Origin of the sequence: Paraburkholderia diazotrophica (genome assembly GCF_038900755.1) — a bacterium.
Taxonomy (GTDB): Bacteria; Pseudomonadota; Gammaproteobacteria; order Burkholderiales; family Burkholderiaceae; genus Paraburkholderia; species Paraburkholderia diazotrophica_A.
The window spans coordinates 396,941-415,524 of record NZ_JBBPEN010000004.1; the positions used below are offsets into that span (position 1 = coordinate 396,941).

Below are 18,584 nucleotides of genomic sequence, written 5' to 3' on the forward strand. Positions count from 1 at the left end.
CGCGGGAGTCGGCGCCAGCTTGCAAGGATTTCGAATGAACCTGGTAAATAGCAGAAGGCGCTTGTGGGGCGCACTGGCGTTGGCTGTTGTCATGTGCGGAGCCGGTCTCGCCGGCTACGGGTGGAGCCTGATGCCAGCCGCTTTGACAGTCGGCGACGGCACGACCGGCCCGAAGGACATGGTCTGGATTCCGGGCGGCAAGTTCACGATGGGAAGCGAACATCCTCATGCACTGCCGAACGAACGTCCTGCTCACCGCGTCAAGTTGAGTGGATTCTGGGTCGACCGCCACGACGTGACGAACGCGCAGTTCGCGCATTTCGTCGCGGCGACGGGCTACGTCACCACGGCGGAGAAAAAGCCGAAGTGGGAGGACCTCAGCATTCAATTGCCGCCAGGCACCCCCAAGCCTGATGACAGCGTCCTTCAGCCCGGTGGCCTGGTATTCACCGGGACGGACGCGCCCGTTCCGCTCGACGACTACAGCCGCTGGTGGAAGTTCGTGCCCGGCGCGAACTGGCGACATCCCACTGGTCCGGGCAGTTCGATCGCCGGAAAGGATAATCACCCGGTCGTGCAGGTTTCGTATGAGGATGCGCAGGCCTACGCGAAGTGGGCTCATAAACGCCTGCTCACCGAAGCGGAGTGGGAATACGCGGCACGGGGCGGACTCGAGCAGGCCGATTACGCGTGGGGCGCCGAGTTCTCGCCTGGCGGAAAGAAGATGGCCAACACATGGGAAGACAGCGCGCGACCGTTCCCCGTGACGGCGGTACGTAACTCGAGCGAAAAGGTTCAAGTGGGCACGTCGGCGGTCGGTACGTATGCCCCTAACGGCTACGGTCTCTACGATATGGCAGGCAACGTGTGGCAATGGGTGGGAGACTGGTATCGCGCGGACGCATTTCGTATCGAGGCAGCAAGCGGGCGAATGATCACCGATCCGGCGGGTCCAGCGAACAGTTTCGATCCCGATCGGGGCGAGCTTGCGCACGCGCCTGCCCGGGTTACACGAGGCGGTTCGTTCTTGTGTAGCGAGACGTATTGCGTGAGCTATCGGACCAGCGCGCGGCGTGGTACCGATCCGATGAACAGCATGTCGCACCTCGGATTTCGCCTTGCAATGGATGAAAGCGAATGGCAGCGCGAATCGGGCCGATTCTTCGGCGAATAGCGCACGGCTGCCGGGTCCGTTTCGATCCGCGTCCCTAATGCGAAACGCTGCGATGAGGTCGCCACCTAAAAGCGATCGACGCGAAACGGAAACGGGTCCGCAACCGGTTCGGCGCCGACCATCATCTCCGCGAGCAAACGTCCTGTAACGGGACCGAGCGTCAATCCGTGGTGGGCGTGGCCGAACGCGAACCACAATTCCTTGTGACGTTTCGCCGGCCCGATGATCGGCATCATGTCGGGCGTGCAGGGGCGCCTGCCGAGCCAGGGACGCTCGTCGAGTCTCGCGCCGAGCGGAAAGGTATTCCGCGCAATGGGTTCGATTGCGTCCAGTTGCACGGGCGTTGCAGGCGCATCGCACATGGCCAGCTCGGCGCCCGTCGTCAGGCGGATGCCGCGCGCCATCGGCGTGATCATGTAGCCGATCTCCGTGTCGAGCACCGGCTGGTTCAAGCGAGCGCCATCGACTGTCGAGTAATGCATGTGATACCCGCGCTTGACGGCGAGCGGCAGACGATAGCCGAGCCGCGCACTGACCGTATCCGACCACGGACCCAACGCGACAACGGCTGAATGCGCGTCGATGCGGCCAGCTTCCGTGTTCACGCTCCAATGCGGTTCGAGCGTCATCGCATCGCCGATGAAGATGCGGCCGCCCAGTTGCTCGAAGTAGCGCGCGTAAGCGGTGACGAGCGCGTTGGGATCGCTGACGGAATCGGCATCCGTGTAACGCAGCGCGCCGAGCAATGCGTGACTCAACGACGGCTCTTCGCGTCGCAGCCGGGCTGCATCGAGTGCCTCGAATGCGACGCCATATTCTGCGTTCCATCGCTCGACCTTGCGCATCTCCGTGTCCTGCGTGCGCGCGCTGCGGAACACTTTCAGCCAGCCTCCCGTGCGCAGCAAGTCCTGCGCACCCGACGCCGCGATCAGCGCGCGGTGCTCGCTGACGCAATGCTCGATCAGCGTCGAGTACGAACGCGCGATTGCCGCGTGCCGGTCCGCGCGCGAGTGATACCAGTAGCGGTACAGAAACGGCAGGAGCTTCGGCATCGCGCGCGGGTGGTAGCGCACGTCGAGCGAACGGTTGCGCGCATAGCGCAGCAGCGTCGCCGGATCGCGAGGGAACGCGTACGGATACACGCCTTCGCGCTGGATCAGTCCCGCGTTGCCGAACGACGTCTCGTTGCCGGGCGCCTTGCGGTCGACGAGCGCAACGGACAGTCCACGCTGTTGCAGATGCGCGGCCACCGACACGCCCACCATGCCCGCGCCGAGTACCACGGTATCGAACTTCATCGCGGTGCTTTCCTTACCGGTGCCGTCATGCTTTTGATTTCACTGGACATGATGTTCTTGCGAGTGAGTTACATCGATGACATGCTGGCATCGCCTTCGCCGGTAGAGTTGAAGATGGGCGGCGCGGTGACGATCGATTTCAGCGCCGCATTCGGCTGCGTGAGACGCGACAGATCGGGGCGCGGACGGCGCAGTGCGGGCTCGCTGTCGAAAGCCTGCTCCATCGCGCGCGCAACGGCCAGCGTATTCAGATCGCCATGATACGGCCCGACGATCTGCAAACCGAACGGCATGCCCGCATGATCGACGCCGCACGGCAGCGACAGCGCCGGATGCGTCGTCAGCGTGACGATGTAGGTCAGCGCGAGCCATCGATAGTAGTTCTCCTGCGCGCGTCCGTTGATCTGCGCCGCGTACAGGTCGCGCCACGGAAACGGCGAAACGGGCGTAGTCGGCGACACGATCACGTCGTAGCGCTCGAACGCGGACTGAAAGCGCCTGAAGATGCGCGTCTGCTCCCCGTGAGCCCATGCGCTGTCGGCGAGCGTCATCGACGCGCCCATTTCGTAGTTCGCGCGCGTGTTCGGTCCCAGCGCGCCCGGGTCGCGCGCATACACATCGCGCAGCCCCGCGACGAAGCTTTCCGCGCGGATCACGTCGAACGACCGGTGCACGTCGCCGAGATCGAAGCTGATGGGCTCGCAAGCGCGAACCATCTTTGCGAGCGCGGCCATGCGCGAGCGGAACAGCGCGCGAATGTTGTCGTCGACGTCGCACGAGCCGAAGTCTTCCGTGTAGCCGATGCGCAGCGTGGCGAGATCGAGCGAGGGCAGCGCCGCGAAGCCGCGCGAATCGGTTTCGTAGCTGAGCGGATCGCTAACGGATAAGCCCGCTGTCGCCGCGAGTTGCAGTGCCGTCTCTTCGACGTCGCGGCCCATCGGACCGACGACCGAAATCGGCGTCCAGCCGAGCAGACGACGCGAGTTCGGCACGAGTCCGGGAGACGGGCGAAAGCCGACCACGCCGCACTTCGACGCCGGAATGCGCAGCGAGCCGCCCGTATCCGAGCCGGTGCAGACGGGCAGCATGTCGCACGCGAGGGCCGCAGCCGAGCCGCCCGACGATCCACCCGCGTTCAGTTCGGTGTCGAACGGATTGCCCGTCGCGCCCCATACCGGGTTGCGCGTATTTGCGCCGGCGCCGAGCTCCGGTACGTTCGTCTTGCCGACGAGAATCGCGCCCGCCGCGCGCAGCCGTTCGACCAGCGTGACATCGCGCGAAGGCACATGGCCGCGCGACATCGGCGAGCCGTAAGTGGTGAGCAGTCCCGCCGTATCTTCGAGATCCTTTACGCCGAGCGGCAAGCCATGCAGCAGTCCGAGCGGCTCGCCCGCGAGCACCTTGCGCTCGGCCGCTTGCGCGGCTTCGCGCGCATCGTCGTAACAGGTTGCCGTAATCGCGTTGACGGCCGGGTTGATGGCTTCGATCCGTTCGATGCAGGCATCGAGCAGTTCGACAGGCGAAATCTCTTTCGCGCCGATCATCCGGCGCAGTTCGACGGCATTGCGGCTGACGAGATCGTCGTGAGCAGACATGATTCGAAATCCTCGAGTCGAAGAATGGTCAGTTGAGCGCTTCGCCGTTGCGATCGCGCAGCCAGATCACGGGGACGAGCGTACGGCGCACGCGGCCGCCGCACAACGAAGCGCTCAGGGCACAGGTTAGCGCGATACGCGTCGCGCGTACGTGCCACGAACATGCTAACGGCTAACGGCCTCAGACGTTCGCCTTCGACGAACGCTCCTGCCCGGGGGTGATGGAAAACGCCTTGCGATAGCACCGTCCGAGATGCGAGGCGCTTGTGAATCCGCACTGCAAGGCGATATCGAAGATGGACGAGGTCGATTCGTGCAGCAGTTTTTGCGCGGCCTTCAGGCGCACGTCGAGATAGAACTGCGACGGCCCCATGCCGAAGTGCTTGAGCCACATGCGTTCGATCTGACGCGGCGAAATGCCCACCAGCGAAGCGATGGTCTGCACGGGCACGGGCCGTTCGATGTTCTGTTCCATCAATGTGATCGCATTGACGATGCGCCGGTCCTCGATGCCGTAGCGCCACTGGATCGCCATTTTCTGGCTTTCCTGCGAGGCGCGAATGCGCGTGTGCAGGAACTGGTCGGCGACGTCGGCGGCGAGCCGGCGGCTATGCGCGCGCGCAATCATGTCGAGCATCAGATCGATCGCGGACGTGCCGCCGCCGCACGTGAGCCGGTCGCCGTCGATGCAATAGAGGTCGCGTGTCACCGTCAATGACGGAAACTCGTCGGCGAGCGCTTTCAACGCCTCCCAATGGATCGTGCAGCGGCGCTTGTCGAGCAGCCCCGCGCGCGCGAGGATCATCGTGCCGAGACTGACGCCGCCCAGCGGCCGGCCACTCGCCGCATAGCGGCGCAGAAAATCGAACACCGACGCGTTGCGGTAGTTCTCGACATCGATGCTTGCCACCACGAATAGCTGATCGACGGCAATCGACGACGTCATCGCCGATTCCGGCAGCAGCGAAAAACCCGAACTCGACGACACGGGTTCGCCGTCGGCGCTGATCAGATGCCAGCTATAGAGCGGCTTGCCGCTCATCCGGTTGGCGGCACGCAGAGGCTCGGTTGCCGAGCTGAGCGCCATCATCGAGAAGTTCGGCACCAGAAAAAAACCGATGCGTTGCGTGACGACGGGACGCTCAAGCGTGCCGCGCGCGATGCCGGCCGCGCCCACGTCCGCGTCCGCCGTCCGCCGTTCCAGTTGCAGCGCCGCAGCCAGCTTCGGCGCCTCGTTGCTCTTCGTGCGCATGTTCATGGTGGAGGAGCCAGGATAAGGAGACTGTCGCATATCGCGATGCGCGGGTCCATCGCGTCATGCGTGTCTTGAAGCGCTCAGGCCGGCGCCGGCATCATTCGCCCGTGTAGTCGGGTGCGCGCTTCTCGAAGGTCGCGGCGATGGCCTCGCGATGATCCGCCGTGCGATGCACGATGCCCTGAAACGCCGCCGACAGTTCCAGCAGACTCGGCAGATCCATACGCTGACCTTCGCGGATCAGGCGCTTGCTCATGCGCAGCACGTTGGGCGGATTGCTCGCGATCCGTTGCGCCAGTTCGTGTGCGGTGGGCAGCAACTGCGCATCGGGCACGACGCGCGACACGAGACCCCATTCGAGCGCGCATTGCGCGTCGATGGGCGTGCCCGTGAAAATCATTTCGGCGGCGCGCGACAGGCCGATCGCACGCGGCAGCAGCCATGCGCCGCCGTCGCCGGGAATGATGCCGACTTTCGCGAAGCTTTCCGCGAACAGCGCGCTTTGCGCTGCGAGGCGGATATCGCACATCAGCGCGAGATCGCAGCCCGCGCCATGCGCCGGGCCGTTGACGGCGGCAATGCAGGGCACGTCCAGTTCATGAAACGCACGCGGGATGCGCTGGATGCCGCGCCGATAGTTCTCCCGTATCTGCGCCGAGTTGCCGCCGAAGGTGCCGACCTCGTCGCGCATGTGCTTGATGTTGCCGCCCGACGAAAATGCCGGGCCCGCTCCCGTCAGCACGATCGCGCGCACGGACAGATCGGCTTGCGCGCGCTCCAGGCTCGCGACGAGCGCATCGACCACTTCCATCTCCGTCAACGCATTGCGCGTTTCCGGACGGTTCAGCGTGATGGTCGCCACGCCGCCGTCGAATTCGTACCGTACCGGTTCATTCATGATTACGTTCCCGTTTGCAAGAGGTCCTGGGCCACGGAAGCCGCGAGCTCGCGCCGAAGCACCTTGCCGCTCGGATTCAGCGGCAGCCTGTCGACGAACAGCACTTTCTTCGGCCGCTTGTACGGCGCGAGGTCGTCGCTGGCCTTGCAGAATGCGATGATCGCTTCCTCCGTCAACTGAGTGTCGCTGCGCACGACGAATGCCGTCACGGCCTGCCCCCACTTCTCATCGGGCGTGCCGATCACAGCGGCCTCCTGCACGCCCGGGCAGTGATACAGCACTTCCTCGACTTCGCGCGGATAGATGTTTTCGCCGCCTGAGACGATCATGTCGTCGGCGCGGCCGTGGAAGTGGAAATAGCCGCCCGCGTCGACGCTGAAAAGATCGCCCGTATAGAGCCAGCCGTCGCGAAACTTCTTCGCCGTCTCGACGGGGTTGTTCCAGTATGCGCGCGCCAGTTGCGGGCCGCGCACGATCAACTGGCCGACTTTGCCCGCTTCGACGCATTCGGTCGGCGGCACTGCGCGCTCCGGGTCGTGCGTCACGATGCGGCATGTGCTGATCAACGTCGGCTTGCCGCACGAGCCGAGGCGCGACAGCGCATCGCGCGGATGAAGCAGCAACGTGAGGCTCGCTTCCGTCATCCCGTAACCGTTATAGATGTTCGGACAGAACTCGTCGATCACGCGCTGCATGGTCGCGGCGGGAATGGCCGCTCCTCCCGTCGTGATCATGCGCAGGCTGCGGTGATCCGTCTGCGCGAACGTGGGATGAAACAACATGTCCTGAATCTGCGTCGGCACCGCGAAGAGCGTGGTGATGCGATGCCGGGCGATCGCGGCCAGCGTGCGCAGCGGATCGTAGCGGGGCAGCACGATGTTCGCCGCGCCCACCATCAGATGCGGCATGAAATACGCCTGCATGCCGCCGACGTGATAGAGCGGGGCGATATGCAACGCGGCATCGGTGCTCGTCAGGCTGTACTCCATCACGCAGTTCGTGGCGATCGCGACGTCGTTGCCGTGCGTGTGAATCGCGCCTTTCGGGCGGCCCGTCGTGCCCGACGTGTAGACGAGCGCCGAGATGTCGTCAGGCGCGAGCGTGGGCAGCGGCGCGTCGCGATGGCGCGTGCTGTCGATCAGCGCGTCGAAGTTGTGATGATGCAGCGGCGCATACGCATCGGCGGCTTCTTCGCCGTGTCCTGTCACGCAGATATAGATGCGCAGATCGGGGAGCGCCTGCTCGATCTTGGCGATGACGGGCAGCATCGACTCGTCGTAGATCAGCGCGCGTGCGCCCGCATCGCGAATGATGAACGCCGCTTCGTTCGCGGACAAACGATAGTTCATCGGCACGGCAATCGCGCCGAGCAACTGGCACGCAAAATAGGCGGTTGCCGTTGCGTCAGACGTCTTCTGGAAAATCGCGACGCGATCCGTCTGCCGCACGCCGAGATCGAACAGCGCCTGCGCGAATCCGCGCACGCGCACGTCCCATTGCGCGTAGGTGAGGCGCGTGTCGCCGCAGACGAGCGCGAGACGCTCCGGGTACTTCGCGACCGTATTGTCGAACAGCGAGGTAATAGTCAGCATGATGGAAATGGAATACGGTCAAAGGTTGATCTTGAGTTCCGGCAGATCGCGCGAGGCGATCAGGTACTTCACCATTTCCGATGTGCCGCCGACGATCGTCAGCGCGCGCGCGTCGCGATAGAGCTGTTCGGCGCGGCCGTATTCTTTCGTCAGGCCGTCGCCGCCCAGAATCTGCACCGTTTCGTTCGCGCAGAAATTCGCGGTCTCGGTCGCGACGAGCTTGGCCATCGCCGCTTCCTTCATTAGCGCCTTGCCGTCCGTGCTCGCGTCGTACATCTTCGTTGCGCGATAGGTGATGAGTTCGGCTGCGTCGATGCGCCAGCTCATTTGCGCGATCTTGTCCCAGATGAGCTGCTTGCAGCCGAGCAGCTGGCCGAACGTCTTGCGGCTCTGCGCATGCTCGCGCGCGATCTCGAACGCGCTGCGCGCGACGCCGAGACCGGAGCCGCCGAGAATCGCGCGCTCGAAGTTGAACATGCCGCGCATGATCGCAAAGCCGTCGCCTTCATTGCCCAGCAGATGGTCGGCGCTGACGCGGCAATCGTCGAACTTCACTTCGCCGACGATGCAGCCGCGCCGTCCCATGAACGTGTAGTTGCGCGGAAAGCTGATGCCGGGCGCGTCTTTCGGCACAGCGACGGCGGTGACGCGCGGCTTCGCGCTGTCATCGCGCGGCGTGATGCCGTAGACGATATACACGTCCGCGACCGAGGCGTTCGAGATGTAGCGCTTGAACCCGTTGATCACCCATTCGTCGGTGCGCGCATCGTATTCGACGCGCGTCTGCATGTCCGCCGAATCGCTGCCCGTGCCAGGTTCCGTCACGCAGATCGCGCCGATGGCATTACCGTCGAGTATCGGTTCGAGGTACGCGTCGCGCAGCCGTGCGCTCGCATGGCGATGCAACGGATACGCGCAGCTCAATGCCGTCGCAATGGTCGTTTCGAACGCGTAGTTGATCGCCGATGCTTCTTCGGAAAGGATCGTCGCGTGCGTGAGGCCCGGCTTTTTCAGCGAGCCTCGATAGAGATCCGCAAACATCAGCCGCAAGTAGCCGGCTTCGCCCAGCGCGCGCACGACATGTTTGACGGCATTCCAGTCCTGATGGTCTTCGATATCGACGGCGCGCGGCGCAAGCTCGCGTTGCAGGAAGGCGCGCACTTCGCCGCGAAACGCGCGGTCTTCTTCGGTGAGGAGAAAGTCTTGCATGGCTGGCGACGCTTCAGTTCGTGGCGGGTTGACGTGTGGCGCGAATGCCGCGCCCGGCGAATACGCGCGAATCGCGTACCGTCGGCAGCAGAAAGCGTGCCTCGCGTAGCGATGCGTAGTCGAGTTCGCCGACGACCAGTTCCTCTTCGGTGGTCGAGCCCATCGCGACCGTGCTGCCGAACGGATCGAGAATGCGTGAGCCGCCCCAGAAGCCGAGCATGCCTTCCGTGCCGATGCGGTTCGCCATCACGACGGCGACGCCATAGGTCACTGCGTAAAAGCGCAGGTTCAGTTCCCATGACGACGGATTGTCGAACCCGCCGCCCACGGCCTCGCGCGCCGAGCTGATGGGCGCCGCGAGCAGCGTGACACCGTCGCACATCAGGTCGTGGACGAGGCCGGGATTCCACAGGTCGTTGCAGATCGGCGTGGCGACGCACCAGCGGCTGTCGATGTCGAATGCGCTGAGCTCCGCGCCCGGCGCGTAATAGAGGCCGTCGCGCAGCTTGCCGTAGGTCGCGAGCTGCACCTTGCGATGCACGTGCACGATCCGTCCGCGCGTCACGGTTGCCTGGCTGTTGTAGAACTGTCCGCCGGGCGCTTCTTCGATAAAGCCGAACGACGTGTGCAGATCGACGCTCGCTTCGGCAAGCGCGGCGAGCGCGGGGTGGTCGAGCCGCATCGCGAGCCGCAATGCGTCTTTTCCGGCGCTATGGCCGCATAGCGACAGCTCGGGGAACAGCAGCATCGACACGCCGCGCTTGCGCGCCTCGTCGATCATGCGCAGATGCTTCGTGAGATTCGCATCGAGATCGCCGTATGAACTGTCGATCTGCGCGGCGGCAACCGTCAGCGTGCCGCCGCGCGCCGTATCAAAGGAAGGGTAAGGCATGTTGTTGTCTCTCAGGTTTGCATGTTCTTGATGCGTTAGAGCAGACCTGCTTCCTTCAGGAAGTCATGCGAGACCTCGCTGAACGACTTCTTTTGCACGTCGACGGATGCGTTCAGGCGTGCCATCGTCGGTGCGTCGAGCTTCGCCGACAGCGCGTTCAGGATCGGGCCGAGCTTCGGATTGGCGTCGAGCGTCGCCTTGCGGATCACGGGCGTCAGCGCATACGACGGGAAAAAGCCCTTGTCGTCCTTGAGAATCACGAAGTTGAACGCGGGCACACGGCCATCCGTGGCGAATACCAGAGCGATGTCCACCTGACGGTCCTTGAGCGCCTGATACGTGAGGCCCGAATCCATCCGCTTGATTTCGTCCTGCGAGAAGTCGAAGCCATAGAGCTTTTGCAGCGGACGCAGACCGTCCGGGCGCGCATAGAACTCGGAGTTGCACGCGAACGTGAGCGTCTTGCCGGCCTTGATCGCTTTCGCGAGATCGCTGAGCGTCGCGATGCCGAGCTTCTTCGCTTCGTCCTGATTCATCGCGAACGAGTAGGTGTTATTCGCGCGCGACGGATCGAGCCAAACGAGACCTTTCGCGGCGTCGAGCTCCTTCACCTTCTTGTAGGTGTCTTCGGGCGAAAGGCGATCATTGATCTTGTTGTACGTGATCAGCGACGTGCCCGTGTATTCCCAGTACACGTCGACCTGTCCGTTTTCCTGTGCCTGGCGCAGCACGGCGCTGCCCATGCCGTCTTTTTTCGTGACGTCGAAGCCCTTGGCCTGCAAAAGCTCGGTCGTCATCTCGGCGAGGAGTTGCTGTTCTGTGAAGTTCTTGCCGCCGACGACGACATTCGCCGCCGCGCACGTGATGGCCCAGGAAGAGGCAAAAGAGAGGGCGACGAGCGCACAGGCTCGCTTGAAAAAGGCAGTCTTCATGATGTCCTCGAGGAAACGCGTTAGCGTGTGTGTGGTTGAACTAGCGTTGCGGATTGACGCCTTTCGACACGAGATGCGCCTGCATCTGGCCGATGAGCAAGTCAGTGAGAATCGCGAGCAGCGCAGTGGGAATCGCGCCCGCCAACAGCATCGAAAAATCGTTCATGTCGATGCCGGTGAAGATCAGCTCGCCGAGCCCGCCGCCGCCGACGAGAAAGGCGAGCGGCGCCGTCCCGACCGTGATCGCGAGCGCCGTGCGGATGCCCGCGAAGATCACATACAGCGCGTTCGGCAATTCGACGCGCAGCAGGATCTGCCTGGGCGTCATGCCCATTCCCGTCGCCGCTTCGATCAGCGCAGGGGGCACGGCGCGCAAGCCTTCGAGCGTGTTCAGCACGATCGGCAGCAACGTCGCGACCCAGAGCCCGAAGACCGACGGCCAGCGGCCGATGCCGAGCACGCTCATCGCGAGCGCGAGCAACGCGAGCTTCGGCACCGCCTGGCCCATGTTGACCGTCTGCAGGACGGCTTGCGCGACGCGTGCCTGCTTGCCCGTTGCGCGGCTCAGATAGATGCCGAGCGGCACGGCGACGATAATCGCCAGGCCGCCTGCAATCGCAACCATCGTCATCTGCTGGATCGACTGATAGATGATGTCATTGCGATACTGGCCGATCGACGCCAGCATGTTGTCCGCGTGTGCGAGCGCGGGTGCGGTGCATGCCGCGAGCGCGACGCAGCGTGACAAGAGCGCTTTCATGCGGGAGTTCATGCGCGTGTCTCCGAGGGCAGCCGCAGCATGTCGACGATATGCGCCTGATTCACATAACCGACAAAGCGGCCGTCGTCGTCGACAGTAGGCAGCCACGACTGGCCGAGCGCGAACATCGACGAAATCACGCTGCGCAGATCGTCGCTGTGACGCGCGAAGCCCTGCACGGGACTCGCGTGCGCGGCCATCAGCTTGCCGTCGATCGCGCGCAGCTCGGCGGCGCTCAGATAGCCTTGCGGCTTGTCGGTGGCGTCGAGCAGGATGATCTGCTCGATGCCGTGCTGTTCGAGCAATGCACGCGCGCGATCGCTGCTTTCGCCGACACGCGCCGCGCAGTCGCACGCCGACAACGCGTCCTTTGCACGCACGAGGCGCAGCCGCTTCAACGCGCGATCCGCGCCGACGAAGCCCGCAATGAACTGGCTCGCGGGCCGCGCGAGGATCGTGTCCGGCGTATCGAACTGTTCGAGCCTGCCGCTGCTAAAGATCGCGATGCGGTCGGCCATCTTCACCGCTTCGTCGATGTCGTGGCTCACGAACATGATCGTTTTCTTCACCTGTTGCTGGATGCGCAGGAACTCGTCCTGGATCAGCTCACGGTTGATCGGGTCGATCGCGCCGAACGGTTCGTCCATCAGCATGACAGGCGGATCGGTTGCCAGGGCGCGCGCCACGCCGATGCGTTGCTGCTGGCCGCCCGACAGGTCCTTCGGATAGCGCGACAGATAGATCGACGGATCGAGCGCGACGATTTCCAGCAATTCGGCTGCGCGGCGCTTCGTCTTCGCCTTGTCCCAGCCGAGCAGACGCGGCACGACGCCGATGTTCTCCTCGACCGTCATGTTCGGAAAGAGACCGATCTGCTGGATCACATAGCCGATCTGGCGACGCAGTTCGACGACGTCGAACTCGTCGGTATCGCGGCCGTCGATGAAGATCTTGCCCGAGGTCGGCTGGATCAGACGGTTGATCATTTTCAGCGTCGTGGTCTTGCCGCAGCCGGAAGGGCCGAGCAGCACGCAGATTTCGCCCGCGCCGACTTCCATGTCGATGCCGTCGACCACCGGGGCGCTCGCGCCTTCATAGCGCTTCGTGATGTTGGAGAGCTTGATCATGGTTATTGCGCGTGACGAGGAGATTTACGGAAGGAAGCCCATGCGCCGAGACGCAGCGCGAGCGTGGCGGTGCGCGACGGCCCGCGCAGGCCTTTCGGCGTCAGCAGGCGTTGCACCCAGGCGAGGCCGTAGTCGGCGGCGATGGCGAGCACGCTGACGAGAATCGCGCCGGCAATCAGCTGGCGCGGGTCCGATTGCGAAATGCCGCGGCTGATCAGCTTGCCGAGCCCGCCCGCGCCGATGTACGCGGCGACGGCTGCAATGCCGACGTTGATCACGACGGCCATCCGCACGCCCGCCATGATGATGGGCAGCGCGATCGGAATCTCGACTTTCCACAGACGCTCGCGCGTCGTCATGCCGATGCCGCGCGCGGCCTCGCGCAACGCGGGATCGATGTTCGTGATCGCCGTGTACGTGTTGCGCACGATGGGCAGTTGCGAATACAGAAAGAGCGCGATGACTGTCGGTAGAAAGCCGATGCCCTGGCCGATTACGGAAAGAATCGGGATCATCACGCCGAACAGCGCGACGGATGGAATCGTCATCACGATGGCGGCCGTGTACAGCACGATCTTCGCGGCGCGCGGACTGGCCGTGATCGCGATGCCTAGCGGCACGCCAGTCAGGATCGCGAAGCCGACACCGACGCCGACGATCTCGATGTGCTCGACGGTGAGCCGGACGATCGACGCGAAGTTGTCGACGATGAAAGCAAGCGTTTCCACGTTGTCTCCTATGTGGACGGAAGTGAGTGCTTTAGCGCTCATTCCGGCCCGATGCCCTGCGATGTATTCAGGTGCGGTTTGCTTCGTTTGCGTTGAGCAAAAGATAGCCGGACAAAATCGGCAGCTTCTCATCTGTAGTCGACCTTCTTTGTCACAAATGCGACATCACGAATTTGCTGCGGTGCAATTCCTTTACCGGGCAAGGGATGGCAGACCAGATGATTGCGGGTTATCCCTTGCCTGGAAGCGACAGGCCGTTCAACGTTTGCATCCGGGGTTGCCGAAGGGCGTTTCTTTGTCCCGCAAGCGCTCTTTCAATTGCCAGGCGGCAAAACCCGATAATCCGTTTTTTCAGATCGCACGCTTGTCGCGCCGCGCTTGTTCGGCCAGTAACGGATGGCAATGACGAAGATGCGGGCGGCGAACAGGGTAGAACATCGAATGAAAATCGCAGAGATCATGACCCGTCGCGTCGTGACGGTTGGTTTTGACGACACGCTGGCGACCGTCAAGGAGATCTTCGGCTCAGTCGCGTTTCACCATTTGCTGGTGGTGGAAGACGGGCAATTGCAAGGCGTCGTGTCGGATCGGGACTTGTTGCGCGCGGTGAGCCCGTTCATCGATAGCGTCGTCGAGTCGCCGCGCGACATCGCGACGCTCAACAAGCGGGTGCATCAGATCATGAGCCGCAAGCCCGCCACGCTCACGCCCGACGCGAAGGTTTCAGCGGCGATCAGTCTGTTCCTCGACAATCGGATCTCGTGCATTCCCATCGTCGATGGCGACTTCAGGCCGGTCGGGATCGTCAGTTGGCGGGATATTTTCAAGGCGTGGCCGGCGGCAGATACGAGCGAGGCCGGGGAGGGGGAATAAAGCGGCCGACGACGGGCTGTCGATGTTCCCACAGCCGGCGCTTGCAGTCGAGGCCGTCGATGCACATGCAAGCAAGCGTTGCGGGGCAGCGGCCGAAGCATCCGGCCGCCGACCCGTTCCACACTATCGTTATCCTGCGGCGACGGCCCCCGCGTCTTCGCACGCGTAGCTCAATGCCGTCGCAACCTCCGGGCACGTCACGTTGCCGAAGGCCACGTTGAGGCCACGGCGCAAATGCTCGTCGTCGGTGAGCGCCTTGCGCCAGCCCTTGTCCGCGATCTGGAGGACAAAGGGCAGCGTCGCGTTGTTCAGCGCGTACGTGGACGTGCGCGGCACGCCGCCGGGCATATTGGCGACGCAGTAGTGAACCACTTCGCCGACCTTGTACGTCGGTTCAGCGTGGGTCGTGGCTTTTGCTGTCTCGCAGCAACCGCCCTGGTCGATCGCGACGTCGACGATGGCCGAGCCCGGACGCATCGCCTCGACCATCTTGCGCGTCACGAGCCTGGGCGCGGCCGCGCCGGGCACCAGTACGCCGCCGATCACAAGATCGGCGTCGAGCACGTGTTGCTCGATGTTGTCCTGGTTCGAATACACCGTGACGACGCGCGCGCCGAGCAGCCGGTCCATGCGGCGCAACACGTCGACGTTCCGGTCGATCACGACGACCTGCGCGCCCGTGCCGACGGCGATCTGCGCGGCATTGGAGCCGACCACGCCGCCGCCGAGGATCACGATCTTCGCGGACGGAACGCCCGCCACGCCGCCGAGCAGAATGCCCTTGCCACCGTGCGCGCGCTCCAGGCAAAAGGCGCCAGCCTGAATCGACATGCGTCCCGCGACCTCCGACATCGGCGCGAGCAGCGGCAGTCCGCCGCCCGACTGCGTGACCGTCTCGTAGGCGATACAGACGGCGTTGCTCGCCACGAGATCGGCGCATTGCTGCGGATCGGGCGCGAGATGCAGGTAGGTGAAGAGAATCTGCCCTTCGCGCAGCATCGCGCGCTCGCGCGCTTGCGGCTCCTTCACCTTGACGATCATGTCGGCTGCCGAAAATATCGCCTCGGCATCGGGCGCCACGTGCGCGCCGGCTGCCCGGTAGGCGTCGTCGGATGCGCCGATGCCTGCGCCCGCGGCTGTTTCGACGCTCACCGTGTGTCCGTGCGCAACGATCTCGCGCACGGACGACGGCGTGAGGCCGACGCGATATTCGTGGTTCTTGATTTCCTTCGGAACGCCTATCTGCATATAGCCTCCTGTATGGAACTTCACACTGGCCGCAAAGCCATCTGATTCGTCAGATGTTCACCACGGCAGCGAATAGGTCTTGGTATTGGTGAAGCTCTTCATCGCCTCCTGCACGCCTTCCTTATAGCCTAATCCCGAATCCTTCACGCCGCCGAACGGCGTGAGTTCGAGGCGGTATCCCGGCACTTCGCGCACGTTGACGCTGCCTACTTCCAGTTCCGAAATGAAGCGTGTGATGTAGTCGAAGCGGTTCGTGCACACGGACGACGACAGCGCATAGTCCGTACTATTTGACATCCGAATCGCCTCGTCGATTGTGCGGAAACGCATGATCGGCGATACGGGACCGAACGTTTCATATTTGACGAGCGGCATATCCGGCGTGATGCCGTCGACGACGGTCGGCGAATAGAGCGCGCCGTCGCGCTGATTGCCCACGAGCAGACGCGCGCCGCGCGCGATCGCATCGTCGACCTGGCGCTCGCAGAAGCGCGCAGCGGCTTCGTCGATCACAGTGCCCATGTCGACCGACGGGTCGGCGGGATTCCCGTATTTCCACGCTCGCGTCTTGTCGACGACGAGATCGGTGAAGCGGTCGGCGACGGCTTCGTGCACCAGCATCCGCTTGATTGCGGTGCAGCGTTGTCCCGAGTTTTTGTACGATCCCGAGACGGCGAGTGTGCTGGCTTCGTCGAGATCGGCGTCTTCCATCACGATGATGGGATCGTTGCCCCCCAGTTCGAGCACTGCGCGCCGATAGCCCATGCGCGACGCGATCGACTTGCCGATCGATACGCCGCCCGTGAACGTGATCAGATCGATCGCGCGGTTCGTGATGAGTTCATCGGCGATCACAGAAGGGTCGCCCGTGATCACTTGCAGCATCTGAACGGGCAGGCCGGCTTCGTACAGGATGTCGGCGAACAGGTAGCACGACAGCGGCACTTTCTCAGAAGGCTTCACGACGATCCGGTTGTTCGTCGCGATGGACGGCACGATCTTGTGCGCGACCTGGTTCATCGGGTGATTGAACGGCGTGATGGCCGAAATCACGCCGAGCAGCGGATCGCGCTGCGTGTACACGCGACGCTTCTTGCCGTGAGGCGTGAGATCGCACGAGAAGATCTGCCCGTCGTCCTTCAGCACCTCGCCCGCGCCGAACACGAGCACGTCCGCGACGCGGCCCGCTTCGTATGTCGAGTCCTTGATGCACAAGCCGGCTTCCGCCGTGATCAGCGCGGCAATTTCATGCGTGCGCGCGCGCACGGCATCGGCTGCGCGCCGCAGGATCGCCGAGCGCTCGTAGCGCGTGAGCGTCGGGCGATACGCGCGCGCGACCTCGAACGCGCGGCGCACGTCGTCGAGCGTCGCCTTCGGCACCGTGCCGACGAGCGTGCCGTCATACGGATTGCGCACCTCGATCACGTCGTCGCGATAGATTTTTTCGCCGTCGATGCGCAGCGCCTCGTGGCGAACCTGCGATTGTCCTTTCGTCGTGTCTGCAATGGCGTTCATGAGCGTGTCCTCGTTACTGAAGATGATTGAGCGCGATGTCGATGATGTCGAAGTTGCGCAGCCGTTCGCGTTGCGCCGCCGACTTCGCGACGGGCTGGCTGAAGATCAGCGGAACGGTCTGCTCGGCAAGGCCGCCGTGCGAACGCAGCGGCGCGTCGAGTCCCGAAAGATCGTGTTTGATGCGCCGCGTGCCGAGCACGACGTCGCGCTTCGAGATCACGATCAGATCGCCCATTCGCGCGGGCGGCAACTCGAAGCGCGCGCATCCTTCCGCGCCCGTGACGACGAGTTCGATGCCGGGCTCTGCGGCGAGCTTACGGCGCAGCGCATCGACATCGTCGGAGGCGAGGGTGGGCAAATAGACGGTCGCGAACGATCCGAGCGCGCCGTGATGCACGACATACGGATCGGTGATCGGCAGGATCACGCGAGCCTTGTCCTCGCCGAGCCATTCGTCGAAGCGCTCCTGCAGATAGATCACGTTGGGTTCGCCGTCTTCGTTGTGCTTCGCGTTCATGCCGTGATCGGCCGTGATCGCGACGATGGCGCCCAGTTCGTCCAGCCGCTGCAGATAGCCGTCCATCATCTGGTAGAAGGCGTTCGCGCCGGGCGTGCCGGGCGCGCATTTGTGCTGCACGTAGTCGGTGGTCGACAGGTACATCAGGTCGATGTCGCGCGTCTCCAGCAGGCGCACGCCCGCTGCAAACACGAACTCAGACAGCTCCGCGCTGTACACGCTCGGCACCGGCTTGCCGACCAGTTCGATCACATCGTCGATGCCGTTCTCGTCGAGCGTGGCCTCGTCCGCTTTCTCCGACGAAAAGCAGATGCCCTTCAGGCCTTTGCCGAGCAGGCGGCGCAGCTTGTCCTTGGCCGTGACGACGGCGACTTTCGCGCCGGCGTCCGCGAAACGCGCGAGCACCGTGGGAGCGACCAGGTACTTCGGATCGTTCATCAACACTTCCTTGCCGCTCTCGCGATCGAAGAAGTAGTTGCCGCTGATGCCGTGCACGGCAGGCGGCACGCCCGTCACGATCGACAGGTTGTTCGGGTTCGTGAAGCTCGGCACGACGCAGTCGCCCTTGAGGGCGGTCGCCGGCTTCAACAGCTTCTCGATGAAGGGCGCGACGCCCGCCGCGGCGGCCATCTCCAGATATTCGTACGCGCAACCGTCGACGCAGACCACGACGACAGGTCGGCGCATCCAGTTGTAGCGACGGCCGTTCACTTCGATGGAAACAGGGGATTCGCTCATGGTGCTTCTCCTTTTGACCAGGGTAATCCGGGAATCGTGGATGAGGCGTTGTGTGGCAAAGTGTGGCAATACTTGACATTAAAATTGAGCTTTTGTAGATTGTCAACAACAGACAACAACGAAGCAGTCGACGAGGGTTGCAGCATCGAGCCGCGGCAGACCGCTGCGGCAGTACCGCGGTGAAACCACATACAGCAGCACTGGCCGTTTTCGTCGCTGGCCGCGACGCCATT

At 63.6% G+C, this 18,584-nt stretch carries 16 protein-coding genes; 2 read left to right on the top strand and 14 right to left on the bottom strand.

Going from position 1 to position 18,584, the window contains the following annotated elements:
* The first annotated feature begins 34 nt into the window (after positions 1 to 34).
* Entirely contained in the window at positions 35 to 1,174 is a 1,140-nt protein-coding gene (locus AABE10_RS15740; protein WP_428983328.1) for a formylglycine-generating enzyme family protein, read from the top strand.
* A 65-nt stretch (positions 1,175 to 1,239) separates the two neighbouring features.
* Here the strand turns inward: AABE10_RS15740 and AABE10_RS15745 are convergent, their stop codons facing one another.
* The 11 genes from AABE10_RS15745 to AABE10_RS15795 form a co-directional block, all read right to left on the bottom strand.
* Complete coding sequence (locus AABE10_RS15745) at positions 1,240 to 2,472, bottom strand: FAD-binding oxidoreductase (protein WP_342934195.1); 1,233 nt, start codon at positions 2,470 to 2,472, stop codon at positions 1,240 to 1,242.
* Positions 2,473 to 2,540: 68 nt separating this feature from the next.
* Positions 2,541 to 4,067: an amidase gene (locus tag AABE10_RS15750; protein ID WP_342934196.1), complete on the bottom strand. Its 1,527-nt coding sequence runs from the start codon at positions 4,065 to 4,067 to the stop codon at positions 2,541 to 2,543.
* A 181-nt stretch (positions 4,068 to 4,248) separates the two neighbouring features.
* Complete coding sequence (locus AABE10_RS15755) at positions 4,249 to 5,325, bottom strand: GlxA family transcriptional regulator (protein WP_342934197.1); 1,077 nt, start codon at positions 5,323 to 5,325, stop codon at positions 4,249 to 4,251.
* A gap of 94 nt (positions 5,326 to 5,419) precedes the next feature.
* Entirely contained in the window at positions 5,420 to 6,220 is an 801-nt protein-coding gene (locus AABE10_RS15760; protein ID WP_342934198.1) for a crotonase/enoyl-CoA hydratase family protein, read from the bottom strand.
* Between the two features lie 2 nt (positions 6,221 to 6,222).
* Entirely contained in the window at positions 6,223 to 7,812 is a 1,590-nt protein-coding gene (locus tag AABE10_RS15765; protein ID WP_342934199.1) for a long-chain-fatty-acid--CoA ligase, read from the bottom strand.
* Between the two features lie 18 nt (positions 7,813 to 7,830).
* Complete coding sequence (locus AABE10_RS15770) at positions 7,831 to 9,021, bottom strand: acyl-CoA dehydrogenase (RefSeq protein ID WP_342934200.1); 1,191 nt, start codon at positions 9,019 to 9,021, stop codon at positions 7,831 to 7,833.
* Between the two features lie 13 nt (positions 9,022 to 9,034).
* Positions 9,035 to 9,913, bottom strand: coding sequence for a nitrilase-related carbon-nitrogen hydrolase (locus AABE10_RS15775; RefSeq protein ID WP_342934201.1), 879 nt, complete (start codon positions 9,911 to 9,913; stop codon positions 9,035 to 9,037).
* 35 nt (positions 9,914 to 9,948) lie between these two features.
* A complete protein-coding gene (locus tag AABE10_RS15780) occupies positions 9,949 to 10,845 on the bottom strand; it encodes a glycine betaine ABC transporter substrate-binding protein (protein WP_342934202.1) in 897 nt (298 codons plus the stop codon).
* 40 nt (positions 10,846 to 10,885) lie between these two features.
* Positions 10,886 to 11,605: an ABC transporter permease gene (locus AABE10_RS15785; RefSeq protein WP_342934203.1), complete on the bottom strand. Its 720-nt coding sequence runs from the start codon at positions 11,603 to 11,605 to the stop codon at positions 10,886 to 10,888.
* Positions 11,606 to 11,613: 8 nt separating this feature from the next.
* Positions 11,614 to 12,732 carry an ABC transporter ATP-binding protein gene (locus AABE10_RS15790; RefSeq protein ID WP_342934204.1) on the bottom strand — a complete coding sequence of 373 codons (1,119 nt, stop codon included), beginning with the start codon at positions 12,730 to 12,732 and terminating at the stop codon, positions 11,614 to 11,616.
* A 2-nt stretch (positions 12,733 to 12,734) separates the two neighbouring features.
* A complete protein-coding gene (locus AABE10_RS15795; protein ID WP_342934205.1) occupies positions 12,735 to 13,460 on the bottom strand; it encodes an ABC transporter permease in 726 nt (241 codons plus the stop codon).
* Between the two features lie 441 nt (positions 13,461 to 13,901).
* Between AABE10_RS15795 and AABE10_RS15800 the strand changes: the two genes are divergently transcribed.
* The gene (locus AABE10_RS15800) at positions 13,902 to 14,333 is read left to right on the top strand and encodes a CBS domain-containing protein (RefSeq protein ID WP_342934432.1); all 432 of its coding nucleotides are present in this window, start codon (positions 13,902 to 13,904) and stop codon (positions 14,331 to 14,333) included.
* Between the two features lie 129 nt (positions 14,334 to 14,462).
* Here the strand turns inward: AABE10_RS15800 and ald are convergent, their stop codons facing one another.
* From ald to phnA, 3 genes are read right to left on the bottom strand one after another with little or no spacing between them, the layout of a single operon-like run.
* On the bottom strand, positions 14,463 to 15,581 hold the full coding sequence (gene ald, locus AABE10_RS15805) for an alanine dehydrogenase (protein ID WP_342934206.1): 1,119 nt from the start codon (positions 15,579 to 15,581) through the stop codon (positions 14,463 to 14,465).
* 57 nt (positions 15,582 to 15,638) lie between these two features.
* Entirely contained in the window at positions 15,639 to 17,096 is a 1,458-nt protein-coding gene (phnY, locus tag AABE10_RS15810; RefSeq protein WP_342934207.1) for a phosphonoacetaldehyde dehydrogenase, read from the bottom strand.
* Between the two features lie 13 nt (positions 17,097 to 17,109).
* Positions 17,110 to 18,351: a phosphonoacetate hydrolase gene (gene phnA / locus AABE10_RS15815; RefSeq protein WP_342934208.1), complete on the bottom strand. Its 1,242-nt coding sequence runs from the start codon at positions 18,349 to 18,351 to the stop codon at positions 17,110 to 17,112.
* Positions 18,352 to 18,584 lie beyond the last annotated feature (233 nt).

Coding starts and splice junctions, on each gene's coding strand:
- AABE10_RS15740 (WP_428983328.1), top strand. CDS start 35: ATGAACCTGGTAAATAGCAGAAGGCGCTTGTGGGGCGCACTGGCGTTG.
- AABE10_RS15745 (WP_342934195.1), bottom strand. CDS start 2,472: ATGAAGTTCGATACCGTGGTACTCGGCGCGGGCATGGTGGGCGTGTCG.
- AABE10_RS15750 (WP_342934196.1), bottom strand. CDS start 4,067: ATGTCTGCTCACGACGATCTCGTCAGCCGCAATGCCGTCGAACTGCGC.
- AABE10_RS15755 (WP_342934197.1), bottom strand. CDS start 5,325: ATGAACATGCGCACGAAGAGCAACGAGGCGCCGAAGCTGGCTGCGGCG.
- AABE10_RS15760 (WP_342934198.1), bottom strand. CDS start 6,220: ATGAATGAACCGGTACGGTACGAATTCGACGGCGGCGTGGCGACCATC.
- AABE10_RS15765 (WP_342934199.1), bottom strand. CDS start 7,812: ATGCTGACTATTACCTCGCTGTTCGACAATACGGTCGCGAAGTACCCG.
- AABE10_RS15770 (WP_342934200.1), bottom strand. CDS start 9,021: ATGCAAGACTTTCTCCTCACCGAAGAAGACCGCGCGTTTCGCGGCGAA.
- AABE10_RS15775 (WP_342934201.1), bottom strand. CDS start 9,913: ATGCCTTACCCTTCCTTTGATACGGCGCGCGGCGGCACGCTGACGGTT.
- AABE10_RS15780 (WP_342934202.1), bottom strand. CDS start 10,845: ATGAAGACTGCCTTTTTCAAGCGAGCCTGTGCGCTCGTCGCCCTCTCT.
- AABE10_RS15785 (WP_342934203.1), bottom strand. CDS start 11,605: ATGAAAGCGCTCTTGTCACGCTGCGTCGCGCTCGCGGCATGCACCGCA.
- AABE10_RS15790 (WP_342934204.1), bottom strand. CDS start 12,732: ATGATCAAGCTCTCCAACATCACGAAGCGCTATGAAGGCGCGAGCGCC.
- AABE10_RS15800 (WP_342934432.1), top strand. CDS start 13,902: ATGAAAATCGCAGAGATCATGACCCGTCGCGTCGTGACGGTTGGTTTT.
- ald (WP_342934206.1), bottom strand. CDS start 15,581: ATGCAGATAGGCGTTCCGAAGGAAATCAAGAACCACGAATATCGCGTC.
- phnY (WP_342934207.1), bottom strand. CDS start 17,096: ATGAACGCCATTGCAGACACGACGAAAGGACAATCGCAGGTTCGCCAC.
- phnA (WP_342934208.1), bottom strand. CDS start 18,351: ATGAGCGAATCCCCTGTTTCCATCGAAGTGAACGGCCGTCGCTACAAC.